The 23,579-nt window shown below is 71.9% G+C and carries 13 protein-coding genes; 5 read left to right on the plus strand and 8 right to left on the minus strand.

The genetic code is table 11. The annotated features are described in order from the left end of the window. Nucleotides 1-227: 227 nt before the first annotated feature. The 6 genes from tagF to phnD form a co-directional block, all read right to left on the minus strand. Entirely contained in the window at nt 228-809 is a 582-nt protein-coding gene (tagF, locus tag AC3A6R_RS26865) for a type VI secretion system-associated protein TagF (RefSeq protein ID WP_487866145.1), read from the minus strand. Further along, complete coding sequence (gene tssM, locus AC3A6R_RS26870) at nt 809-4,408, minus strand: type VI secretion system membrane subunit TssM (protein WP_487866146.1); 3,600 nt, start codon at nt 4,406-4,408, stop codon at nt 809-811. Before tssM ends, tagF begins: the two co-directional genes overlap by 1 nt. After that, complete coding sequence (locus AC3A6R_RS26875) at nt 4,405-5,730, minus strand: DotU family type VI secretion system protein (RefSeq protein ID WP_487866147.1); 1,326 nt, start codon at nt 5,728-5,730, stop codon at nt 4,405-4,407. Before AC3A6R_RS26875 ends, tssM begins: the two co-directional genes overlap by 4 nt. Then, nucleotides 5,727-7,058 (minus strand): type VI secretion system baseplate subunit TssK, encoded by a 1,332-nt coding sequence (gene tssK / locus AC3A6R_RS26880; RefSeq protein ID WP_487866148.1) that lies wholly within the window; start codon nt 7,056-7,058, stop codon nt 5,727-5,729. The genes AC3A6R_RS26875 and tssK overlap by 4 nt, the downstream gene beginning before the upstream one ends. Before the next feature lie 140 nt (nt 7,059-7,198). After that, nucleotides 7,199-8,254 (minus strand): phosphate/phosphite/phosphonate ABC transporter substrate-binding protein, encoded by a 1,056-nt coding sequence (locus AC3A6R_RS26885; RefSeq protein WP_487866165.1) that lies wholly within the window; start codon nt 8,252-8,254, stop codon nt 7,199-7,201. A gap of 2 nt (nt 8,255-8,256) precedes the next feature. Next, nucleotides 8,257-9,321: a phosphate/phosphite/phosphonate ABC transporter substrate-binding protein gene (gene phnD, locus AC3A6R_RS26890; protein WP_487861390.1), complete on the minus strand. Its 1,065-nt coding sequence runs from the start codon at nt 9,319-9,321 to the stop codon at nt 8,257-8,259. 172 nt (nt 9,322-9,493) lie between these two features. Between phnD and AC3A6R_RS26895 the strand changes: the two genes are divergently transcribed. The 4 genes from AC3A6R_RS26895 to AC3A6R_RS26910 all read left to right on the plus strand — a co-directional run bounded on the left by AC3A6R_RS26895 (nt 9,494) and on the right by AC3A6R_RS26910 (nt 15,443). After that, nucleotides 9,494-11,395: an ATP-binding response regulator gene (locus AC3A6R_RS26895; RefSeq protein ID WP_487866149.1), complete on the plus strand. Its 1,902-nt coding sequence runs from the start codon at nt 9,494-9,496 to the stop codon at nt 11,393-11,395. Between the two features lie 163 nt (nt 11,396-11,558). Further along, nucleotides 11,559-12,647 (plus strand): ABC transporter substrate binding protein, encoded by a 1,089-nt coding sequence (locus AC3A6R_RS26900; RefSeq protein WP_487866150.1) that lies wholly within the window; start codon nt 11,559-11,561, stop codon nt 12,645-12,647. Beyond that, on the plus strand, nt 12,644-14,644 hold the full coding sequence (locus AC3A6R_RS26905; protein ID WP_487866151.1) for a hybrid sensor histidine kinase/response regulator: 2,001 nt from the start codon (nt 12,644-12,646) through the stop codon (nt 14,642-14,644). The genes AC3A6R_RS26900 and AC3A6R_RS26905 overlap by 4 nt, the downstream gene beginning before the upstream one ends. A 10-nt stretch (nt 14,645-14,654) precedes the next feature. Then, nucleotides 14,655-15,443, plus strand: a complete 789-nt coding sequence (locus AC3A6R_RS26910; RefSeq protein ID WP_487861332.1) for a hypothetical protein — start codon at nt 14,655-14,657, stop codon at nt 15,441-15,443. Here the strand turns inward: AC3A6R_RS26910 and AC3A6R_RS26915 are convergent. Further along, on the minus strand, nt 15,398-17,167 hold the full coding sequence (locus AC3A6R_RS26915) for a galactosyltransferase-related protein (RefSeq protein WP_487866152.1): 1,770 nt from the start codon (nt 17,165-17,167) through the stop codon (nt 15,398-15,400). The two genes, AC3A6R_RS26910 and AC3A6R_RS26915, sit on opposite strands and share 46 nt — an antisense overlap. 41 nt (nt 17,168-17,208) lie before the next feature. On the opposite strand from AC3A6R_RS26915, the gene AC3A6R_RS26920 reads away from it, so the two are divergent. Further along, nucleotides 17,209-18,066: a hypothetical protein gene (locus AC3A6R_RS26920; protein ID WP_487866153.1), complete on the plus strand. Its 858-nt coding sequence runs from the start codon at nt 17,209-17,211 to the stop codon at nt 18,064-18,066. Between the two features lie 21 nt (nt 18,067-18,087). Here the strand turns inward: AC3A6R_RS26920 and AC3A6R_RS26925 are convergent, their stop codons facing one another. After that, nucleotides 18,088-23,577 (minus strand): two-partner secretion domain-containing protein, encoded by a 5,490-nt coding sequence (locus AC3A6R_RS26925; protein ID WP_487866154.1) that lies wholly within the window; start codon nt 23,575-23,577, stop codon nt 18,088-18,090. Between the last annotated feature and the right edge of the window lie 2 nt (nt 23,578-23,579).

The following is a 23,579-nucleotide window of genomic DNA, read 5'->3' on the forward strand; positions in this document are numbered from 1 at the left end:
GCCGAGGAGCGCAGGTGGAGGCGGGATCAGGGCCGCAGCTGTTTGAGCGAAGCGAGTTCTGCGGACCCCCGCCGGAGCCGAGCACCGCAGGTTGCCCGTAGCGAAGCGAAGGGACACAGACAGCAGGGTCGCCTTTTCTTTGGCTACTTTCTTTTGGCGAAGCAAAAGAAAGTAGCTCGCCCGCCGGGGCGAGGCCCGGCCCCGGCAACGAAAACGAGCAACCCGCCTCATTCCCGCCCCCCGAGAAACAACGCCTCGAAGGCCTCCTCGCGCGGCAACCCCCGAACCAGCATCCGCATCGAATCGTCTACAGCAGGATCCGCCATCCAGAGCGACTCCCCCGCTGCAGGCATCGCCAGCGAACCAGCCGCCGCCCCCGAGACGAAACCCGAAGCAAACACCCGCCCCAGCACGGCATCGAACCGCAACGCATCGAGGTCGCCGTCGAGCCCTTCGAGCGCGGCCCGCGTCGCACAGGCCCACCATGGCAGCCCCACCGCGAGCGAGGCAGACGGCACCGCGACGGTGAACGGAAAGTACCGCCCCACCCCATCGACCGACGGCATCATCACGCCGATCCAGCCGTCCTCACCGGCCACCCCCGGCCCGAGCGCAAAACACCAGACCGGCGCCTCGAGGTAGTGCGATGTCCAGTCCGAATGCCGGTCGCGCAGCCGCGCCAGCCCCTGCTGCAGCCACGGGTCCCACGCATCGCGAAACGACGCGGGCAGCCGGCGGTGCGCAAAGTCGCCCATGCCCGGCAACTTGCCGAACCATCCGGGCAACGCTGCGGCCTCCATCGTCATCATCAGAGGCCCTCCGGACAGGAGAACTCGCGCAGTTCCTTCAAGCGGATCGGATGCTGCACGCTGTTGGTCGTCACCTCGAAGCGCGTCTTGCGCGGGCCGATCTGGAAGGTGATGAAGAACTTCTCGGGCGCATCGCCGGCCTCGAGCTGGCCGTCGTCGAGCGCGCGGAACAGCGCCCACGGCCCGTCGACCGCCGCGCCCGAACTTCCGGTGGCCGAAGGCGGGCTGACCTGGATGCGCACCTGGTTGCTGCCTTTCGGGCCGGGCCACTGCACGGCCATCGGCACCACGGGGCCGTGCGCGTACTTCACGAGCTGGCCGTCCACGTCGAGGATGAACTGCGTGATGCCGGCGTCCATCTCCACCGGCTTGAAGTCGAGCCGCATCGACGGCCCGCGGCCGCCGGCACGGAAGAAGATGTCCTTGATGCGCGCGGCGCGCTCGAACTGCGCCAGCGCCTGCGTGGTGATGGCGCCGCGCTCGGCCACGGGCTTGTAGCGCCACGGCCGGGTGCTGGTGTCGACCAGCGATGCGAGCCGCTTCTGGAAGAAGTCGTCCATCAGCCCGCCGGCGCCGAACATCTGTCCGAAGTCCTCGGGCAGCACGTCGCGCTTGCTGCTGCCCACGAACGGATAGCGCCCGGCGATCGCGCGGTTGCAGAACTCGGTCACGGGGCGCAGGTCCTGGCTCAGGTTGCCGCGCTCGGCGACCTGAGCCTGCGCGGCGCCGGTCTGGCTCAGGTTCTCGACCATGGTGCGCACCGGCTCGGGCAGGCGCCCCGCATCGGACTTGAGCTTGCCGGCCACGTCGCCGGGCGGCGGCGAGGTGCGGCCCTTCACGGCCGTGTCGACCGCGTTGAGGTACACGTAGACCTCGTTGAAGAGCTTCAACGCATCGTCGAGCGGCGCGGGCTGGCCCGGCGCCACGGGCGTGACGAGGCGGCGCAGCGGCTCGAAGCGGTCGTCGACGATGCTCTCGATGCGCTTGCCGCTGGCCACGGGCCGGGTCGGATCGCCGCCGAACAGGTCTTCGAGCCCCTTGCGCGTGCTCGCGACGGTGGCGCTCGCCTTGCTCACCACGTCCTTGGGCTGGTCGGCGGGGATCAGCGTGGTTTCCTTCACCACCGCGCGCAGGAAGTTCGCAAGCGGCGAGCCCACGCCGGAGAGGATGCGCGCGGCCTCGATGTTCTTCTCGAGCCCGGTGACGCGGATCAGCCGCACGTCGGCCAGCAGCGCCTCCCACTGCTTGACGTACTCGGCCAGATACAGCCGGCGCACGCGATCGGTCAGCGCGCCGATCGCCGCCGCGTCGCGCAGGCGGTCGGTGGCGCTGCGGTCCTGGCCGAGCACCCACGGGTCTTCCTGCGCGAGCAGGCCGGTGAGCACCACCACCTCGTTCTGGAAGCGCTTGTGGTAGCCGTCATAGGTGAACATGCCCGGCACGCCTTCGGTCAGCGGCTTGCCGCTGATGCGTTCGAACACCAGCGGCGCCGAGGGGCCTGCGGCGGCGGCGATGCTGAACGCCGGAATGTCCTTGGTGGCGCGCTGGCGCTTGAGGCGGCTGAACACGCGCTGCTCGAGCGGGTAGCTTGCAAGCATCGCGCGCACGCTGCGCACCAGGTTGTCGTCGATCTTGAGCGGCGAGCGCGGCGGGCCCTGGGCGATCAGCACGTCGAGCTGGTTCTCGAGCGCCAGGCGCTGGTCCTCGGGAATGCCGCGGTCGAGGCTGCGCGCCCAGTCGAGCGTGATCCAGGCCTTGAGCGCCTCGGCATCGAAGTGCTCGGGCTGGTAGAGCATCAGGTAGCTCTTGAGGGCCTCGTAGGTGTATTCGAGGTTGTCCCGCTGCGCGGTGCGCAGCTGGTCCTCCACACGCTTGGCGATCTGCGGCAGGAAGGCGTCGTTGAGCGCGCGCTGGTGCGTGAGCATGGCGGCGGCGTCGAGCTTGTCGCCCTGGTACAGGCCCAGCGTCATCGCGAGCGGTGCCTCGCCCTGGCGGTTGTCGGGCGTCTTCCAGATGTCGCGCAGGCCTTGCAGCACCGGCGCCACCTCGACCAGGTTCTGCACCCGCGACGGCAGCGCCGCGAGCGCCTGGCGCGCGGGCTCGACGCGTGCCTCGACCGAGCGCAGGTAGTCCATGTTCTTCATTGCGCTCCACCCCCAACCCGCGAGCAGCCCGAGCGTGACCAGCGTCATGGCCGCAACGCCGGCCATGCGCAGCGTGTGGCGGCGGCGCTCGAGCTTCACGTTGGCGCCGGCCAGGCGCTGCTCGGGAAACACCACGTCGCGCAGCAGCGCGGTCAGGAAGTAGCTGCGCCCGCTCGACTTCTGCGGCGCGAGCATCGCGCGCTCGATGCCGAAGCTGCGCGAAAGGCTGCCCATCACGCGGTCGATCGGGCTGCCCTCCTGCGTGCCGCTGGTGAAGTAGACGCCGCGCACCCACGGCGGCTGCGCAAAGCGCGAACCGGTGAACACCTGCTCGAGCAGGTCCGACAGCATTCCGCCGACCGAACCGAACTGCGCCGGAAAGCCGAAGATCGCGGCGCGGCGCGTGCCGTCGGTCTCGCGCTGCATGCGCGGGATCAGCCCGTCGTTGATGCGGTTGTGCAGCAGCCCGAACTCGCGGTGGAACGCGGCGGACAGGCCCTTCTCGTCGGCCTGCACGTTTTCGTCGGCCGCGAGCGTGAAGCCGAAAACCTGCGCGCGCTGTTCCTTTCCGAGGTCGTCGAAGTAGTCGGTGAAGCCGTAGAGCAGGTCGCTCTTGGTGACGAGCACATACACCGGCAGCCGCGTGACGAGCTTCTCGTCGAGTTCGAGCAGCCGCGCCCGGATCGACGCGGCGAGCTGGCTGCGCTGTTCGGGCCCCTGGCTCAGCAGGTCCGCGACGCTCACCGTGAGGAACACGCCGTTGAGCGGGCGGCGCGGCCGCACCTTGCGCAGCAGGCCCAGGAAGCCCTCCCACGCGCTCTTGTCCTCGGCCTGGTGGCTGTCCTGCGTGGTGTAGCGGCCCGCGGTGTCGATCAGCACGGCCTCGTCGGTGAACCACCAGTCGCAGTTGCGCGTGCCGCCCACGCCGCGGATCGCGCCGGGGCCGAACTTCTCGGCGAGCGGAAAGCTCAGGCCCGAGTTGACCAGCGCGGTGGTCTTGCCCGCGCCCGGTGCGCCGATGAACACGTACCACGGCAGGTCGTACAGGTAGCTGCCGCCCGAGATCGAGAGCCAGTCGCGCCAGCCGGGCTTCTTGCCCGCAGCATGCAGCCGCATCTGCTTGAGCGTGGCCACGGCCTCGGTGAAGCGGGTGTCCAGGATCTTCTGCTCGCCGTCGACGGGCGCGCCGGCCTTGGGCGCGGGCGGCTTCATGAGGCCATCGGTCAGGAACTGGCTCGCACGGCGCGCGCGCCAGCGACGCCACAGCACGCGCAGCACCACGGCGAGCACGACGAGGCCGATCAGCACGCCGCGCGAGAGCTCGGTCTCGAGCGGCGCCAGTTCGCCGATGCGCACGAGCGGGCCGATCCACCAGATCAGCAGCGCGACGACCACCAACGCCACCAGCGTCAGCAACAGCGGGCTGAACACCAGACCGAATAGCTTCTTGATCATTTCGTCACCCCCGCCGCAGCCACCTGCTCGGGCCCGGCCAGCAGCACGATCTCGACGCGCCGATTGCGCGCGCGGTTGGCCGGCGAATCGTTGGGCGCCACCGGTTCGGCATCGGCCTTGCCGTCGGAGCGCATGCGCGCCGGCTCGACCAGCGTGGTGAGCGCGCCGCGCACCGCATCGGCGCGGGCCGCCGACAGATGCCAGTTCGACGGATAGCGCAGCGAGCGGATCGGCTGGTTGTCGGAATGCCCGGTGATGAGCACGTCGCCCTTCACCTCGGCCAGCGCCTGGCCGATGCGGCGCAGCACCGGCAGCGAACTCGCCATCGGCTCGGCGCTGCCGGAGCCGAAGAACGAATCGCCGCGCAGGCGCACCGTGCTGCGGTCGGCCTCGTCGGTCACGGTGACCAGGCCCTGCTTGATCTCGGGCTCGAGAAAGCGCGCGAGCCGCGGTGCCTTGGCCGGCGCTGCCGGCGGCGCGATCTGGATGTTGGGAACGCGCAGGCTCGAGACGGCCGCATAGGTGGTGTCGGAGCGGTGGTTGAGCGCGAGCCGCAGGCCGAACCAGGCCAGCGCGAGCAGCAGCGCGAAGCCGGCCGCGAACACCCACAGCGGCAGCGATTCGCGCAGCCGCACCATGCCCGCACCCTGGCCACGCCAGTGCGGCGAGAGCTCGGCCTCGAGCGGCGGACGGTCCTTGGCGATCAGGTCGGCCAGGCGCTGGCGCACCGAATCGAGCTGCGCGCGGCCGTTGTCGACCACACGGTAGCGGCCTTCGAAGCCGAGCGCGAGCACGCTGTAGATCAGCTCGAGCAGATGGCGGTGCGTGGGCACGTCCTGCGCGAGCTTGGCGAGCAGCTGGAACACCTTCTCGCCGCCCCAGGTCTCGTTGTGGAACTGCACCAGCAGGCTCTGCTTGTTCCAGCCGGCCTGCACGCCCCAGGGCGTGTTGGCGACCGCCTCGTCGAGCGAGGTGCAGAGCACGTAGCGCGCCGCCAGCACCGTCTCGTTGGCGATGCCCGCGCGGCGTGCCGCGGTATCGAACCGATTCACCTCCTCGGCGGTGGAGGCCCTGAGCGCGGGCACGTTGGGCGGCTGCGCCAAGTTGCGCAGCTTGGCCGTAAGCACCAGCAGCTTGCCCGCGGCCGAGACCAGCGGATTGAGCAGCCCGATCTCGCCGACCTCGGCCGGTGCGGGATCACTCGCGGGCATGAATGGCGGCGGCGCGGCCGCGGCCGGCGCACTGCCCGCCGGCGTGCGCGGCTTGGGCTTGATGACCGTGCGCTCGGACTCGAACGCCGCGAAGGGGTCGGGAGTGGTCATGATCTGATGGCCCAGAAAGCCAGGTCGAGGCCCGGAAAGTCGCCCGCGATGTGCATCGCGATGCCGCCCGACTGTTCGAGCTGGCGCCACAGGTCGCTGTTGCGCGTCTCGAGCTCGAAGTAATTGGCGCCCGCATGGAACGGGATCTGGCGCGGCGCCACCGGCAGCGGCGTGAGCGTGACGCCCGGCAGCGCGAGGTTCACCAGGTCGCGGATGCGCTCGACCGGCCCGATCTTGACCTGCGTCGGAAAGCGCGCGCGCAGCGCCTCGCTCGGCATGTGCGCGTTCACGGCGAGCACGAAGGTGGCGTTGCGCTGCAGCTCCACGTCGGCCACCACCGCCACGCGCACGCCGTGCTTGCGGTCGTGCAGGTCGATGCGGATCGCCGACTGCTCGAGCACCATCGAAAGGCTGCGCCGCAGGTCGTCCATGAGCGGACGGAAGCTCATCACAAGGTCGTCGTGGACGTAAGGGCCGAAGCGCGTGACGCGGCGCGAATCGCGAAAGCTCGCGAGATCGCCGGCCAGCCCGAGCGCCTGCGCGAAGAACTCGCGCGGATGCAGCATCGCGCTCTTCGCCAGGTGCGCGAACACCGCCTCGTTGCGGTTCACGGTCTGCAGCAGCATGAAGTCGGCGATCTCGGCCACGCCGCCGGTTCCGCCCTGCGTCATGCGCCCGGCCAGCGCCTCGCCGCGCTGGCGCAGCAGGCCCAGCAGTTCGTCGAGCCAGGAACGGATCACCGCATGGGCCGCCACGTCGAGCAGCGGCGGCAGCATCGCGCGGTCGAGCTGCACCTGGTTGTCGACGCGGCGCTCGACCACGCGCGCCACGCCCAGCGTGGTCCAGGCATCGGTCGCCTCGCTCGCCCGCATCAGGCGCGTATGCAGCTGTCCGAGTTGCAGCATCGCGGTGCGCTCGCCGGCGGTGTTGGAGTCGGGCACCTCCGACTCGAGCACGCGGTGGCGCACCAGCTCCTCGTATTCCTCGGCATCGGCCTCGCGCGCACCGGCGCGGCGCAGCGGCAGCGCAAGCACCACGGCCTCGTCGCGCATGGTGGATGGAATGTCGATCGGCTCGGGCAGCGGATCGACCGCCGGCATGTCGAACACCGTGCCGTCGCCGAAGATGCCGACCGCGCGCACCAGCGCGAGCTTGCCGAGCGTGAGCGCCGCGGCATCGATCTCGACCTCCGCAAAGCCCCAGGCGTACGGCGTGGTCGAGCGCAGCAGCACATGCCGCGCATGATCGCCATGACGCTCGCTTTGCTGCAGGTGCTGGGGCTGCAGCAGCATCCCCTCGCTCCAGACCACTTTTGTTCGCCAACTCATCCGCACTCCGTCAAAGGCAAGGGCTGCCCGAAGAGCTGGGAGTTTCCGGCGCGGCGCGCGGCGGGCAAATCCGCCTAACGGCCTAGACGCCGGGTTTTGGAGCTACGGCGAAGGGAGTAGTGGCGGCGTTTTTTTGGGGCTCAGCGCGCTGCGGTGTCGGTGCTCGCCGCGCCGAGCCGCTCGCGCCGGCTGCGGTAGGTCTGCTCGATGCGCTGCAGGCGCCGCGAGCGCGAGGCCTCGTCGACCCACGCCGCGGCCATGGCGTGCTGCCTGCCGAGCTGGTGTTCGAGCTGCGCCTGCGGCAGCAGTGCGCTGTTGTCGGCCGCGGCGTAGCCGTAAGCCGCGCGCAGGTTCTTGAGCACCTCCTGCTCGGGGTCGGCGCGCGGCCCCTTGCCCTGGCCATAGTTCACCAGGAAGGCCTGCACCCTGGCCTGGAATGCGGCCGGGTAGCTGCGACGCAGCACCATCAGCGCGCCCGGCGGCGGGCCCGATTCCCACACGACGTGCAGCCGTGCGGCCTCGACCGGAAACTGCTCCCTGAAGCGTTCGAAATCCGTCGTGTTGTTGGTCGCCACGTCGGCATCGCCATTGGCGACGGCCAGCGCCGTGGCCTGGTGGGTGCCGATGATCTCGCCGCGAAAGCGGGTTTCCATCGCGATGTCGTGCGGGAGGAAGAGCTGGCTTTGCGGCACCTGAAAACCGGTGACCGACCGGCTGTCGCCGCGCGCGAGCCGCCAGCGCTCGGGCTCGGCGAGCACCGCCTCGAGGGTGCGGGGCTCGCCGCTGCGGCGCGTCAACAGCACCGCGCGGTGCGTCGGCATGCCGGGGCGGCGCGCGATCTGCGCCACCACCGTCATGCGCCGCTGCATCACCGCGTCGAGCGCGATCTTGGCCGACAGGAACGCCATGTCGATCTCGTCGCGCTGGATGGCCCGGTCGAGTTCCGCGTACGACGCGACCGAATGCACGCTCACGGGCACGCCCAGCGCGCGTGTCATGTCGTCGAGCAGCGGCATCCACAGCGCCCGCGACTCGACCGCGCCGCCGAGCGGCAGCACGCCGAAGCGCACCGGGCGGGCGGGCACTTCCGTGCGCTCGGCCTGCGCCGCCGGTGCCGCACAGGCCGCCACCAGCGCGAGCCCCACCGCCAACAGGCGCGGGGCGAGCAGAAAGCGTCGCAAGGCCGAGCCCGGCATGGTCATCGACCGGGGAGCGCGTCCTGAAGGGCGGCGGACTGCTCGGCGTAGCTGCGGTCCAGGCGCAGGAGGCGTGCCTGGCGCGCGGCCTCGTTGACCCATTGCGCGTTCATGGCGTTCTGCTTCGCGAGCTGGTGGGCCAGGTTGGCGGCGGGCTGCAGCGAACTGTTGTCCGCGGCCACGAAGCCCGCCAGGTCGTGCAGCGACTTGAGCACCGCGCGCTCGGCATCGCCCTGCGGCCCTTTCGCGCGGCCGTAGCCGACGAGGAACGCCTGCACCCGGCTGCGCAGCTCGGGCGGGTACGCGCGCCGCATCACGATCTGTGCATGGGGAATGAGGTCCGACTCCCACAGCACCTGCAGCCGCTTGGCCTCGGCCGGAAAGCGCTGCTTGAAGCGCTCGAAATCGGCCGTGTTGTTGGTGGCCACATCGGCCTCGTTGTTGGCCACCGCGAGCGCCGTGGCCTGGTGGGTGCCCACGATCTCGCTCAGGAAGCGCGTCTCCATGGCGATGTGGTTGGGCAGAAAGAACTGCAGCTGCGGCACGATGAAACCCGATACCGATTGCCGCTCGGCGCGCGCGAGGCGCCAGCGCTCCGGTTCGGCCAGCAGGCTCTTCAGGGTGTTGAAGGGCGGGGCGCGGCGCGCCAGCAGCAGCGCCCGGTAGCCGGGCAGGCCATCGTGGCGCACCACCTGCGCCACGACCTTCATGCGGCGCTGGGTCACGGCGTCGAGCGCCATCTTTCCAGACAGGAACGCCATGTCGACCTTGTCGTCGCGGATGGCCTGCTCGAGCGCCTCGTACGAATTGACCGAAAGCACGCTCACCGGCCGCGCGATGGCCCGGCTCAGCTCGGCGAGCAGGGGGTCCCAGTCGCTGCGCGACTCGAAGGCGCCGCCGAGCGGCAGGATGCCGAAGCGCACCGGCGACTCGGCTGGCTGCACGGGCTCGGCCGCGGCCAGCAGCGGCAGGCCGGCCGCGAAGGCGATCGCTGCGGCGCCCCGGCGCAGCCAGGCGGCGGCCTGCCCTAGGAGGCAGCGGCGACGGCAACGTGGGAAGGCCAGCATGATCGGACGGGAAGACAACGTGGCGCCAACGCGGGTCAGCGGTCTAACATGAGCGGAAGCGGACGCAATTAGATATCAAATACACAAATAGGCGGCATTTTCGCGATGTTTTTCCTCCTTTCTGCCCAACCAAGGTGCCCATGGGCTTGACTTCCAGGCGCTGGATGCACCCATGAAATGGAACTTCCGCGTCCTGCGCGGGCTGGCCCGCCTCACTTTCGCGCAGCAGCTGATCCTGCTGGCGATGGTGCCGGCCACGGCGGCCACGCTCGCGGCGATCACGGTGCTGACGCGGCAGCACCTGGACAACCTGACCGAGTTGATGCGTGCCAATGCGCAGACGGTGGCGCTTCAGGTCGCCACGGCCGCGCAGGCGCCGCTGGTGCGCATGGATCGCCGAGCGCTGCAGCGCACGGCCCAGTCGGGCACTTACCAGCCGCATGTGCAGCAGGTGCAGATCTGGTCCGAGGACGGCGAGATCGTCGCCAACTCCGAAACGGTCGACCGCGCGCGCGGCGATGGCCTGCAGGTGGTGGTGCCGATCGTGAGCGACGAAGGCCAGCCGGGCGGCAAGGTGATGGTCGAGATGAGCCTCGAAGCGGTGCAGCAGGCGCGGCGCTCGGTCTGGCTCAACGTGGTGCTGGTGCTGGCCACCAGCCTGGTGGGCGTGGGCCTGGCCGGCTGGTGGGCCGCGCGCCGCATCAGCGAGCCGATCCGCGCGCTCGGCAAGGCCGTCGACCGGCTCGGCGCGGGCGAGTCCGCGAGCGTGACGATCGAAGGCACCTCCGAGGTACGGCATCTGCAGCACGGCTTCAACCAGGCCGCGCGTGCGCTCGCCGAAAGCCACCGGCTGCTGCAAAGCCGCATCGCCGATGCCACCGCCGAACTCGCGCGCAAGAACCAGCAGCTCGAGGTGGCGAGCCAGGCCAAGACCCGCCTGCTGGCCGCAGCCAGCCACGACCTGCGCCAGCCGCTGCACGCGCTCACGCTGTTTTCCGACGGGCTCGCCAACGGCGAGACCGACCCGGTGCGGCTGCAGCGCATCGGCCACATCCGCGAATGCGTCGATTCGCTCGACCGGCTGTTCTCTGAACTGCTGAACCTTTCGCAGCTCGACGCGGGCGTGCTGCAGCCGCAATGGGCCGAGTTCGCGCTCGACCAGCTGTTCGACGAGATCAGCCGCAACTTCCGCCCGGTCGCGGAGCAGCAGGGCCTTCGCCTGGTGGTGCGCAAGACCGACCTCTGGGTGCGCTGCGACTACGTGATGCTCTCGCGCATCCTCAACAACCTGGTGTCCAACTCGCTGCGCCACACGATCGAAGGCGGTGTGCTGGTCGGTGCGCGACGGCGCGGCAAGGGCGTGCGCATCGAGGTGGTCGACACCGGCGTGGGCATCGCACCGCAGCACCAGGCGCGCGTGTTCGAGGAGTTCTACCAGGTCGAGCCCACCGGCCGCAATGCGCCGCGCGGCCAGCGCGGCATGGGCCTCGGGCTCGCCACGGTGCAGCGGCTGGCCGAGCTGCTCAACACGCGCGTCGAACTCACGTCGCGGCCGCAGAAGGGCACCTGCGTGCGGGTGCTGGTGCGCTCGGCACCGGCCGCGCTCGCGGCACCCGTTGTGCCCTCCGCGACGGGCGCGGCCGAGGACGACGACGCCGGCCTCGCACCCCTGCGCATTCTCGTGATCGACGACGAGCGCACCATCCTCGAAGGCCTCTCGGTGGTGCTGACGAACTGGGGCGCCGAAGTGATGGCGGCCCAGACCCGCGCCGAGGCGCTCGCGCTGGCCGACACATGGGCCGAGCCGCCCGACGTGGTGGTGAGCGACCTGCTGCTGCAGGGTGGCGACAACGGCCTCGGCGTGATCGCCGCGCTCGAGCGCCATCCGCGCGGCATCGGCGCCGCCACCGCACGCCTGCTCGTGACCGGCGAGACCAAGCCCGACCGGCTGCGCGAAGTGGCGGAGGCCGGCATCGCGGTGCTCTACAAGCCGGTCTCGCCGCGCGTGCTGCGGCATGCGATCCTGGCGCAGCGGGCGGCGGTGATGCAGCAGGCAGGCCGAGGCAGCGGCTGACCGTCGGGCATAGGCCAGGCGGCCGATGCGGCGCGACCTTCCGTCACGCTCCCGCCGCACGCCGGGCGTCGACATAAGCCCTCCGCCTTATCGCGCGAACCAGGGGCCTTCCGTACATTGGGGTTCTGCCCTTGCCGCAGAAGTCATCCCCATGCCTGTTGCCGTGAACCCTTTCATCTCGTTCCTCCGGAAACGGCTGCGGCATTGGCGCGTCCGCCTCGCGCTGGCCCTGTGCATGGCGCCGTTCGCCGCCGTGGCCGCGGGTGCCGCCGGGCTCACGGTGCTGATGGGCGACGAGGTGCCTGCGCATACCGAATTCGTGCAGCACATGCGCGCCGCGCAGGCGCCCGGCGGGCGCTTCGAGCTGGTGCGGCTTTCGCCCGGCGCTACCGACGTGGCGCAGTCCGGCGTCGAGACCGCCGAAGCCGCAGCGGGCGCCGAGCCCGAGCGCGCGGTGAACGCCGGCGTGCGCACGCGCAGCCTGCGCACGGCCACGCCGGCCACGCCGGCCCCGGCCGACACGAGCCTCACGATGGCCGTCGGCGCGCCCGCTGCGCGCGCCGCGCTTGATCGCCCGGGCCAGCAGCCGCTGCTGCTCGCGATGCTGAGCCGGCTCGAGTACGAGAACCTGCGCGCCAGCGCCCCGGCGCTGCGGCGCGGCGACCGGCGCGTGGGCGTGCTGCTGCGCGACCCGGCCATGGCCGACCAGTTGGCGCTGGTGGCGGCAGTGCTGCCGAACAAGCCGCGCCTCGGCGTGGTCGCCACGCCCGAATCCGAACCGCTGGTGCGCGATCTGCAGCGTGCCGCGGCCCAGGGCGGCCAGCCCGCGTGGGACCTGCAGGTCGAATACGCGCCCGACGCGCGCTCGCTGGCCGCGGCGCTGCGCGCGGTGGTGCCGCGCAGCGACGCTCTGATGGTGCTGCCCGACCTGATCGGCGACAACCAGGCGGCCACGCTGGCGGTGCTTCGCGCGGGCGCGAGCGCGGGGCTGCCGGTGTTCGGCGCGAGCGAAGGGTTGGTGCGATCGGGCGGTCTGGCCGCGGCCGTCTCGACGCCCGCGCAGCTGGCGCAGCAGGCGCAGTTGCTCGGGCAGAAGCTCGCGGGCCACGGCAGCAGCGCGAGCAACCACGTCCCGCTGGTGGAATCGGCCGCGCCGCCGTCGGTGCGCGTCAACGCCACGGTGGCACGCGGACTCGGGCTTCGCTTGCCGCAGGAGCGCGACCTGACCGAGCGGATCACCGCCACGCGATGAGCGACGTGGTGCCGTCCGAAGGCGCGCAGTCCGCGCACCCGCCGCCGCCTGCTTCACCATCGTCCGCGCCCACGCTACTGGTGCGCGGCAACCTGCAGCGCGACCTGTTCCGGCTCGGCGTGGTGCCGTGCGCCGCAGTGGCGCTGGCGCTCACCGGCTGGTTCACCCACCACCGGCTGCAGACGCTCGAGGCGGCCTTCGACGCCGAGGGCCAGGCCGTGGCACGCCAGGTGGCCGCGATGTCGGACCTGAGCCTCTATGCGGGCGACGTGCCGGCGCTGCAGAACGTGGCGAATGCTGCGTTGCGCGGCGGACAGGTGATGCGCGTGGAGATCAGCAACAGCGCCGGCGTGTACGTGACGGCCGGGCCCAGGACCTCGCCGCTCGCTCAGCTGCGCATGTTCACGTCGCCGGTCACGCTGCGCGAAGCCTCGCGCGCCAGTGCCTTCGCGCCCGCAGGCTCGACGGCCGCCGGCGACACCCCGATCGGGCTGGTGCAGACCTTCCGCGACACCACGGCCTATGCGCGCGAGCGCAGCCGTTCGCTCATCGCCGGCATCGGCATCGCGCTGGTCGCGCTGCTCGCGGCCTGGGCCTCGGTGCGCCACATGGCGCGCACCGTGGCGCGGCCGCTGCGCCGCGTGTCGCGCACCGTGGCCGCGCTGGAGGCAGGGCATTTCGAGGCGCGCTGCGGCGTAGGCGACGGCGGCGGCATCGCGTCCGCACAGGCGCCCTCCGCCGGTGCGCACGAGCTCGCGGTGCTCGCGCGCGACATCGACCGCCTGGCCGAGCGCCTGCAGCACAACCGGCAGGTGAGCGAGGAACGCGTGCGCGAAGCCACCGCGGTGGCGCTGCAGCGCATGGCCGAGGCCGAGCAGGCGGCGCTCTCCCGCGCGCGCTTTCTCGCCGCTGCGAGCCACGACCTGCGCCAGCCGCTGCATGCCATGGGCCTGTTCATCGACGGCCTGCTGCCGGGCGCCAGCGCGGCGCAGCGGCCGGCCATGATGCGCCTGCAGGAGAGCACAGAGTTCATGGGCGTGCTGCTCGACGACCTGCTCGAGATCTCGCGCCTCGATGCGCAGGTGCTGACGCCCGCGATCACCCGCGTGTCGCTGGCCGCATTGTTCGACCAGCTCGATGCGCAGCATGCCGCCACGGCCGCAGAGAGCCGCGTGCGGCTGCGCTGGAGCGACCGCGGTCTGGCCGTGCGCAGCGACGCGGCGCTGCTGCAGCGGATCGTCGGCAACCTGGTGTCCAACGCATTGCGCCATGCGCCGCCGGGCGGCACGGTGCTGGTGGCTGCGCGCCGCGGCCGTGCCGACGATGGCGGCGACGGCGTGCGCATCGAGGTGCGCGACAACGGCGTGGGCATCGCGCCCATCCACCAGGGGCGCATCTTCGAGGAGTTCTATCAGGTGGCCAACACCGAGCGCGACCGCCGGCGCGGCTTCGGGCTGGGGCTGGCGATCTGTGCGCGCATCGCCACGCTGCTCGGCACCCGCATCACCGTGCGCTCGGCACTGCAGGCCGGCAGCACCTTCGCGCTGACGCTCCCGGCGGTGCAGGCCGCCGAGGCGAGCACGCCCGAGGAAGAGCCCGCACCGGTGCCCGCGGCGCCCCTTGCGGGGCTGAACTGCATGGTGGTGGACGACGATCCGGCGATCCTCGACGGCAGTCGCGCGCTGCTCGAGCAGTGGGGCTGCCGCGTCGAGTGCATCGCCACCGGCGCCGAGGCGATCGCGCGGCTCGGCACGGGCGACCTGCGCTTCGATGCGGTACTGTGCGACCTGCAGCTCGCGGGCGACGGCGACGGCATGGACGTGATCGCGGCGGCGAAGCGGCTGCAGCCCGATGCGCTCGCGGTGCTGGTCTCGGGCGCCACCGGCCCCGAGGTGCTGCAGCGCCTGCGCCGCGGCGGCGTGATGCTGTTGACCAAGCCGGTCGCGCCGGCCAAGCTGCGGGCGCTGCTTTCCACGCGGCGCCACGCACCGGCCTGAAAGGATCGCCATGCTCGACACCGACGCGCTGAAGACCATCCGCCCCTTCATCGCCACGCCGAGCCACAGCGGCTCGATGACGAGCGACTACGTGCGCAGCCTGCTCGGCCTGGTCAATGCCGCGTGGCAGCACGGCTTCGCGTTGCAGGCACGCTTTCTCGATGGCGACAGCCTGATTCCGCGCGCGCGCAACCGGCTGGTGGCGGAATTCATGGCCGACGCACGCTGGACGCACCTGTTCTGGATCGATGCCGACATCGGCTTCGCGCCCGAAGACGCGCTGCGCCTGCTGTGCGCGGGCCGACCGGTGGTGGCGGGCGTCTATCCGCACAAGGACGACGGCTGGCCGCGCGCCGGGCTGGCGGCGCCGCTGCCGGCGGGCAGCACGCGCGACGACTTCGAGGCGCGGCATGCGGTGTTCCCGGTCAACCTTGCCGCGCCGGGCACGGCCGCACGGGTCGAGCCCGACGGCTTCCTCGAGGTGCTCGACGCACCCACGGGCTTCATGCTGATCGAGCGTGCCGTGTTCGAGCGGCTGGCCGAAGCCATGCCCGAGCTGCGCTACACGCCCGACCGCATGGACGACCCGGTGGCCGCGGCGTGGCCGCACTACCGCTTCTTCGATGTCTGGGCCGAGCCCGGCCATGGCCGCTACCTCAGCGAAGACTTTGCGTTCTGCCGCCGCTGGCAGTCGATCGGCGGCAAGGTGCATGTGGACACGCGCTCGCGCCTCACGCACACCGGCACGCACACCTACCGCGGCGACTTCGCGCGCACGCTGTCGGCTGGGGTGCCTTGAGCAGCCTCGCCTGCCTGCAGCGCCGGCGGCAGCGTCGCCATGTCGTAGCCGCGGCCGGGCGCTACCGGCGCGAGGCAGAGCGCCGGTCCTTCGTCGGCGAGATGGTCGTAGCCCATGGGCTGCAGCCGTGCGCCGGGGTCGAGCGCACGGTGGCGCTCGCGCCGTGCGATGCGGTCCTCGCGCCGCACCATGCGCAGGTGGTAGACGCGGTAGTAGCTGCGGTACATCGCACCATGCCGTGCCACCGCATCGGGGAACCGCTGGCCGTGCAGCGCGGGCGCGGCGTCGAACGCGATCTGCTGCGGCAGCCGGAACAGCATCGCGCGCGTCTGGCGTCCCCAGTCGCCGTCATCGCGAAAACGGTCGGGCGCATCCCACAGCTCGCGCAGCGACAGCGACAGGCAGGCCAGCCGGTCCTCGGGCAGCGAATCGACGATCGCATGCAGGTGGCGCAGGAACAGCGTCTCGAAGCGCTCGTCCGCGTCGCAGGCAAGCACCCAGCCTGCACCGTGGCGGCGCGCGCATTCGAGCAGGCGGCGGCGGTTGCCGGGCTCGTCCCAGTGGTGCGGCTCGGCTGGCGGGTTGGCGAGGAGTTCGAGCAGCTTCGGCTCGTTGCGAAGGATGGCGGCGGTGCCGTCGGTGGAACCATCGTCGAGCGCGATGAAGCCGTCGACGTGCGGGCGCAGGTGGTCGAGGCAACCCTCGATCCAGCCCGCCTCGTTGCGCAGCTGCATCACGCAGACGATGCGCGGGCGCGCAATGAGCCGCTCGGGTGCGCCGCGGCTGCAGTACGGGCAGAAATACGGCGGCGCCGGCTCGTGGTGCAGCATGCGTGCGCAGACCTCGCACTGGCGGCGCGACCCCATCGCGAAGCTCGCCGGCGCTGCGCCCAGCCACGCGGGCGCAGCCTCTCGCCGTGCGGCGTCCGGGTGCGGCGCGTGCGCGGTGTCGTCGCGCGCGACGCGGCCGAAGTCGCGGCCCCAGGCGTCCTCGCGCCCGTCGGCCGCGAGGTTCGCGCGCGGCGCGCCCGGCGTGCAGCGGCGCCAGTCGTTGTCGGGGTCGAAGCGCTCGGCGCCGTTGCGCGGCTCGAACGACAGGTGCAGCAGCTTGAGCGATGCGCAGGCCTGCAGCTGCCAACCCGCCATTTCGAGCCGCACGCGGAAGTCGTCGTCGTCGCCACCCCAGATGTCGAAGCGCTCGTCGTAGCCACCCACCGCGTCGAAGGCCACGCGCGCGCAGCACAACGACCCGTAGAAGGTGCGCAGGTAGAGCGCCTCGGGCACCTGCTGCGCGAAGGCCGCGTCCAGGTTGCCGTCAGCCGCGTCGAGCGCATCGAAGCGCGCAAAGCCCACGCGCCCGATCGCCACATGGCGTTCGCCCGCCATTGCCGCATGCAGCGCGACCGCGGGCGCATCGCCGACGTAGGCCGATTCGGGCGAATGCACGAAGACGAAACGGCCGGTGCTGAGGCGCACGCCCACGTTGATCGCGCGGCACGGCGGGCGCCATTCGTGCGGGCGGTCGTTGACGAGCAGCGTCCAGCGCACCTGCGCGAACCGGTCGAGCAGCCGCCGCAGGCTCTCTTCTTCCGAAGGCTCGTCGAGCGCGATCACCACCTCGATGCCAGGTCGGGCCCAGAACGGCGCGTTGCGCGCGGCCACGCGCTCGAACTCCGCGAGCTTGCGGTAGAACGGCATCACCACGCTGAGCCAGGTTTCGGTCATGGGCCGTACCGCCACCACAACCCCGTCGCGAGGTCACGCGCATGAACGGCTGCTTCATCAACCTGCAGAAAAGCACCGCCCGGCGCGACACCATGGCGGCGCAGCTGCGCGCGCTCGGCCTGCACGGCGCCATCGCGCGCTTCGAGGCCACCGGCATCGAGGGCCTGCCGCCTGCCGGCGCGGTGAGCCGGCGCGAGCATGCGTGCTTCCGCTCGCATGTGGCGGCGATCGAATCGGCCCCCGCCGACGGCTTCTTCCTCGTGCTCGAAGACGATGTGCAGTTGAGCCGCGCGCTGCCTGCGCTGCTGCGCGACGAGAACGCGCTCGCACGCCTCGCGGGCTGCGACCTGGTGTTCCTGGAATGCCTGCCGTATGCCTCGGCGCCGGCCCTTCTCGGGCTCTGGCAGAGCCTGCAGAAGCACCTTCCGAGTGACCCGCAGGCGCCGCGCGATGCCATCGGCGGCATCGAGATCCTCGAGGCGGCGGACCTCTACAACTGGGGCGCGACCGCCTACCTCGTGACGCCGCGCGGCCGGCGCACGCTGCCCGCGCTGCTCGGCGAAGCGCTGGCCGAAGGCCCGGCGCTCGCCTTCGACATGGCGCTCAACCGGCTGATCGCCGCGGGGCGGCTGCAGGCCGCGGTGCTCGCGCCCTTTCTCGCCACGCCCAGGATCGGCAGCGAAGCCACGAGCACCATCGACGACCGCGCGCGCGTGCCCGCCTACGACGCGCTCGGCGGAGCGCTGCGGCGCATGTTCTTCGCCGGGCCGCTCGAGGACATCGAGGCCCGTGCAGCACCCTATCGCCATGCGCCGCTGGCCGAAGGCGATGCGCAGCTGCAGCTGCTCGCCGACCTGATGTCGCAGCTCTTCATCGTGAGCGCGCGCGGGCCGCGCTGAGCGCTGCGCGCGCGCTCAGCGTCAGAAGTCCGCGCAGCCATTGCGCCGCTCGGTGTTCACGCAGCTCAGCAGGTTGGGCCGCGAGCGCACGCGGGTCCATTCGCGCGCGAGCACGTCGCCGTCCTGCGACGCGCGGTCGCCGTCGAGCGGGCCGGTCGCAAGGCAGATCGGTGCCGGGCCGATGTTGCGGTCGTACAGGTAGGTCGATGGCAATTCGCGCACCACGTCCACCGAGGGCAGGTCGGGTCGCTCGAAGACCACGGGCGGTGGCGGCGGCGGTGGTGGCGGCGGCGGTGGCGGCGGCCCCGGATCGACGCGCAGTTCGCCCGGCACCACGTTCACCGCATAGCCGGCGGCCGAGGCGAAGGCCCCGTCGATCGGGTAGGTGCCCGGCGGGCTCGCGCCATTCGCCGCTGTGCCGGGCGTGCCGCTGAAGCTCGATGCGTCGTCGCCGAGGATCAGGCCGGTCACGCTGTAGGTGAAGCTCGGGTTCGGCGCGCCCGCGGGCCGCGAGGCATTGCCGATCGTCACGGTCGCGACCGGTTGCCGGGCGTAGATGAAATGGCTGTCGCCGGCCGGCACGGTCACGGTGCACAGGCCCAGGTAGGCGCAGTGGTACAGGTTGGGCAGCGGGCCGGAGCCCGCGAGGCCGCCGCGCGTCTCGCCGATCCAGGTGTCGGCCCAGACGCGCCAGTTGCCGCCGCCGATCGCGAAGGCGCCGGGGTTCTGGAAGCGCGCGGCCGCGACGAGGTCGGTGCTGGCCGCGTTCACGTTGGCGCCGAGCGTGAGGTCGCCCGAGAGCGTGCGCACGAAGACCGTGCTGGCGGCCATGGAGCCGGCGCTGGCGACGGTCGGCAGGTTGGCGCCGGGGTCGAACCCCGCGGCGGCCACCGGACCGATGGTGACGGCATTCGCATCGACGTAGCGGAAGCCGCCCTCCGCGCCGCCGCCGACGGTGCCGACGTCGTTCGCCGCGGAGTCCAGGGCCACCGAACCGCCGTCCGAGCGCGCCAGCAGCGTGCCCGCGGTGATCGCCCCGGCCGCAGACTGCGCGATGTTGCCGCCCGCGAGCAGACCAACGGTGGCGGCCGTGACCGCGCCGTTCAGCGCAATGCTGCCGCCGCCCTCGTTCTGCAGCGTGAGCGCGCCCGGCGTGGCGATGGCGCCGGCCACGGTGATGTCGCCCGCGTGCGTGCTGCTGCCGGCCACGATCGTGGGGGCCGAGAGCTGCGCGAACTCGCCGCTCGACACCGAGAAGCCGCCGCCGCCCGCGCCGCCGAGCACGATCGGTGCGCCGGTCGCATCGAAGGCCGCGAAGTTCGCATCCATGCCGCCCGGGCGCAGGTTGATTGCATTGGCGGCGCTCACGGGCGCGCCGATCACGATCGCATCGGCGCTGCCGTCGTTGATGGCGCGCAGCACCACGTTGCCGCTGCCTTGCACGCTGGGCGGCGCGCCGGGGCCGCTGACGCCGCCGCCGGCTTCGATCGAGACGCCCGCCCCTCCGTTCTGCGAAGCGCCGCTGATCTCGATGTCGCCGCCGCCGGTGGTGGCCAGGAGCGCGCCGTTCTCGAGCCGCACGCCGGTGTCGCCGGCGGTCGGCGCATTGTTGAAGTTGTAGCCGCGCAGCACGATGTCGCCGCTGCCGCTCGTGATGCTGCTGCCGCCGTTGACGAGCACGCCGTGCGCGCCCGCGAAGGTGGACGAGGCCTGGCGCCGCGCCACGCCCTGCACCGTGATGCTGCCGGTGGTGGTCGAGATGGTCGACGGCGCGCGGCCATCGGTGATGACCACGCCGCTCTGCCAGTCGGCCGAGCTGCCGCGGATGTCGATATCGCCGGTCGAGGTGGCGAGGTTCACGCCGGCCAGGGTCACGTTGCCGCCCGCGATCTGCAGGTCGCCGCCGGCGCCGGCATCGCTCTGCCCCACGCGCGTGTCGATGACGGTGTCGGCCAGCGTGATGTAGCCGGTAGGCGCGCCGGGCTGGCCGGCGAACAGCGTGACGGCGCCGCCGTCGGTCTGCACCTGCGCATCGCCCATGAAGATGGCACCGCTCGTGGACGTGCCATTGCCGCGCGCCGTCATCGTGACGTCGCCGCCGCGGGTGTCGATGCTGCCGTTGTAGACGATGAAGCCGCTGTTGCCCGACGGCGTTCCGTCCGGGTTGACGCCCGCGTCGAACACCACGTCGAGCGCACCCGCGCCGGACGAGCGGATCACCGTGCCGGTGCCGTTGGCCTGGATGCTGCCAGCCGACGCCAGCTCGAAGGTCCGCGGCCCCGACGCGCCGTCGTAGTCGACGAGCACGTCGTTGGCCAGCGAGATGCTGCCGCTGCCGGCACCGCCGGTGCCCGTGGTGATCTTCACGTTGGCGCCGCCGTTGAGCGCGGCATTGATGTCGCCGTCCTGGATGACCGACGCGGCCACCGGATCGAAGGGGTTGGTCGGCAGCGAGCCGGCGGCGGTGCCGCTGACGATGGAGATCGCGTACGGATCGATCAGCCACTGGCCCGCGAGGCCCGCAGGTGCCGCCGCGTCGACGCGGATGCCGCGCAGGTCGAGCGCCGCACCCGAGGTCTCGATGAAGCCGCCGTTGCCGCCGCCCGCGCCGGCCCGCGCCGAAAGGCTGCCGTGCGCGCGCAGGCTGTTGCCCGCGAGCAGCACGATGCTGCCGCCGTCGCCCGCGGCCGAGGTGTTGTCGGCGCGGATCGCGAGGCTGGAATCGACCGAGAGCATGCCGCCGCTGTTGTCGGCGCTGCGCACCGTGGCTTCGAGGCGCACGCTGCCGCCGCCGGCCGCGCCGCTCGCGTCGGCCAGTGTGCCCTCGCCATCGGAGAAGCTGCCGGCGTAGATGTTGCGGCCGGTCACGCTGACCGAGCCGCCCGCACCGGTGGCGCTCGCAGCGCTCAGCAGGGCGTTGGATTGGTTGTCGCGCTCGAGCAGCACGTCGCCATCGCGGCCGTCGACGACCACCTGGCCGCCGTCGGCGCGCAGCCCTTGGCCCTCGCCATCGGCGCGGATCCAGACAGCCGCCGCGGTCAGGTCCTCGTCGAGCCCGGCCGGCGGCGGCACCGGCACCCCGAGGAAGTCGAGCTGCAGGCCCGCGCTGCCCATCGTGCCGCTCACCGAGAGGCTGCGGCCATTGCCGGCCACGACCGAACTGCCGTCGATCACCACGCCGTGCGAGGCATTGATGGTGGCGGAGGCCGCCAGCTTCCGGAACTCCTCGTTCGCCAGCAGCGCATCGAGGTTGGCGCCGCGCCCGTCGATGGCCACGTTGCCGCCGGTGGCGATGTCGGCATCCTGCAGCGCGACGCCGCCGCCGGTCGCGCCGAAGCCGAAGGTGCCGATCGGGTCGGTGGCTTCGTTCCATCCGCGCGTGCTGCCGCGCAGCACGATGTCGCCGCTGCCCGAGACGATGCGGCTGCGCGAGCCGGGCGCGGGGGCGAGTGCGCTGAAGTCGTCGCTCGGCCGCACTTCCACGCCGCGCGCCATCAGACCGCCCACGCCGTCGACCTCGATGCGGCCAGTGCCGGTGAGGAGTTCGGCGCTCGCCAGCACCACGCCGGCGCTGGCCGAGAAGAAGCCGCTCGCGACCTGGGTCTGGCCCTGGCCACGCAGGCTGATGCTGCCGCCGCTGCCGCTGCAGCCGGTCGCGTCGGCTGCGCAGGTGGAGATGCGGCTGTCGGTGAGCTGGATGCCGGCCGTGGGTTCGTCGAAGCGCGGCGCATGGCCGATGGCGCGGCCGTTGACGGCGTCGCTCTGGCCATAGAGGCGCACGTTGCCGCCGTTGGTTTCGATGACCGCGCCGTCGAGCCGGATCGGCGCGCCGATGCCCGAGGCCAGCGGCGCATCGCCGGGGCCGGGCACGGTGCCGTAGGCGTCGGCGTTGAAGTCGACGTGCAGCGCGCCCGATTTCGACTGGATCGCCGAGCCCGTGAACATGCCGATGCCCGTGGCCGAGTCGACGCGCAGCGCGGCGTCGCGCCCCTCGCCCTTCACCACCTGGCTGCCGGTGTCGAAGTACACGCCGTACATCTGGCGCCCGACCTCGGGATCGTCGGCACTGCTTTGCAGCAGCACGTCGGTGCCGCGGCCCAGCGCCGCGCCGATCGCGCCGCCATGGACCTGGCTCGCACCGCTGGCAGTGCCGTCGAAGAAGCCGCCGGGGTCGTAGGCCGGGGCATCTTTCGACACGACCATCTGCCGCTCGGAGCGCAGTTCCCAGCGGCCGTTGGCGCCGCCGCCGGCGCCGCCCGAGGCCGAGACCGCGAGGTCGCTGCCGACCGCGACGGCGGTCGCGCCGGCGCTCACGAGACCGCCCGCGCCGCTGCCCGACCCGTTGGCCGAGAGGGTGCCCGACAGGTGCATGCCGTCGAGCGAAGTTTCCGAGTTGGTCGCGCCGAGGCGGATCTCGCCGCCGGCCGCGTTGCCGGTGCGGCCATCGGCGCGCACGATGGCGTCGGGTGCCACGGCGAGCCCGGCGTTCGCCGCGACTCGCACCGTGCCGCCGCCCGCGTCGCCGCTCGCATCGAGCGTGGCGCCTTCCAGGCGCACCCTCCCCCCGGTCACGTCGATGCGGCCGCCCCGCGCCGCGGTGCCGGTGGCATCGAGCGTGCCGCCGACGCGCACGTCGTTGCCGGCGCCCGCACCGAGCACGATCTCGCCGTTTTGCAGGCCCACGCTGCGCGCACGCACCGTGCCGGCCTGGTTCACCACGAGTTCGTTGAGCGTGGTCGACTGGCCCACCATCACGACGCGGCCGCCATCGGCGCGCAGCGTGCCGGTGTTGGCGACCGAGGCGTTGGTGGCCATCGCGCTGGTGTCGATCGCGATGTTCGTGAGGCCGTCGCCCACGAGGTCGAGCGTGATCCTGCGGCCCGAGGCGAGCGCGATGGACTGGCCGTCGGCCGTGATGCTGGCGCCGGCGCCTTCGTTGGCCACGCCCGCGCCCATCAGCACCACCGGGCCGCCATTGGCCTGGATGCTGCCGAGGTTGCGCACGGTGGCGCCATTGGCATCGGCGCGTTCGAACACCAGGTTCGTGGCGCCGTCCATGAAGCTCTTGTCGCTGGTGGCGAGCGCGAGCGTGGAGGCGACGAGGCCGCCGACATTGACCTGCGCGCTGCTGTTGAAAAGCACGCCGTTGGGGTTGACCAGAAACACGCGGCCGTTGGCATTGAGCTGGCCGGCGATGGACGAGGTCTCGTTGCCGGTGACGCGGTTGAGCAGCACGCTCGCGGCGTTCGGCTGCTGGATGTTGACGATGCCGCCGGCACCGATCGAGAAGGTGGTCCAGTTGACGATGCCGCGCTGAGTCGATTGCGCGATGTTCATCAGGCCGCCCGCCTGGGTCATCGCGACATTGCCGCCGACCACGGTGAAACCGGTGGGCAGCACCTGCGCCATCGCGGGCGCAGCGCCCGCGCAGATCAGCGACAGCGCCACGGGCCGCAGCCGCAGGCGGCGCGCGGCCGTGCGAAGAAGGTGCTGGGAGGTGCGGGGCTTCATGG

The sequence above is a fragment of the Variovorax sp. Soil_C_19 genome (genome assembly GCF_057657255.1).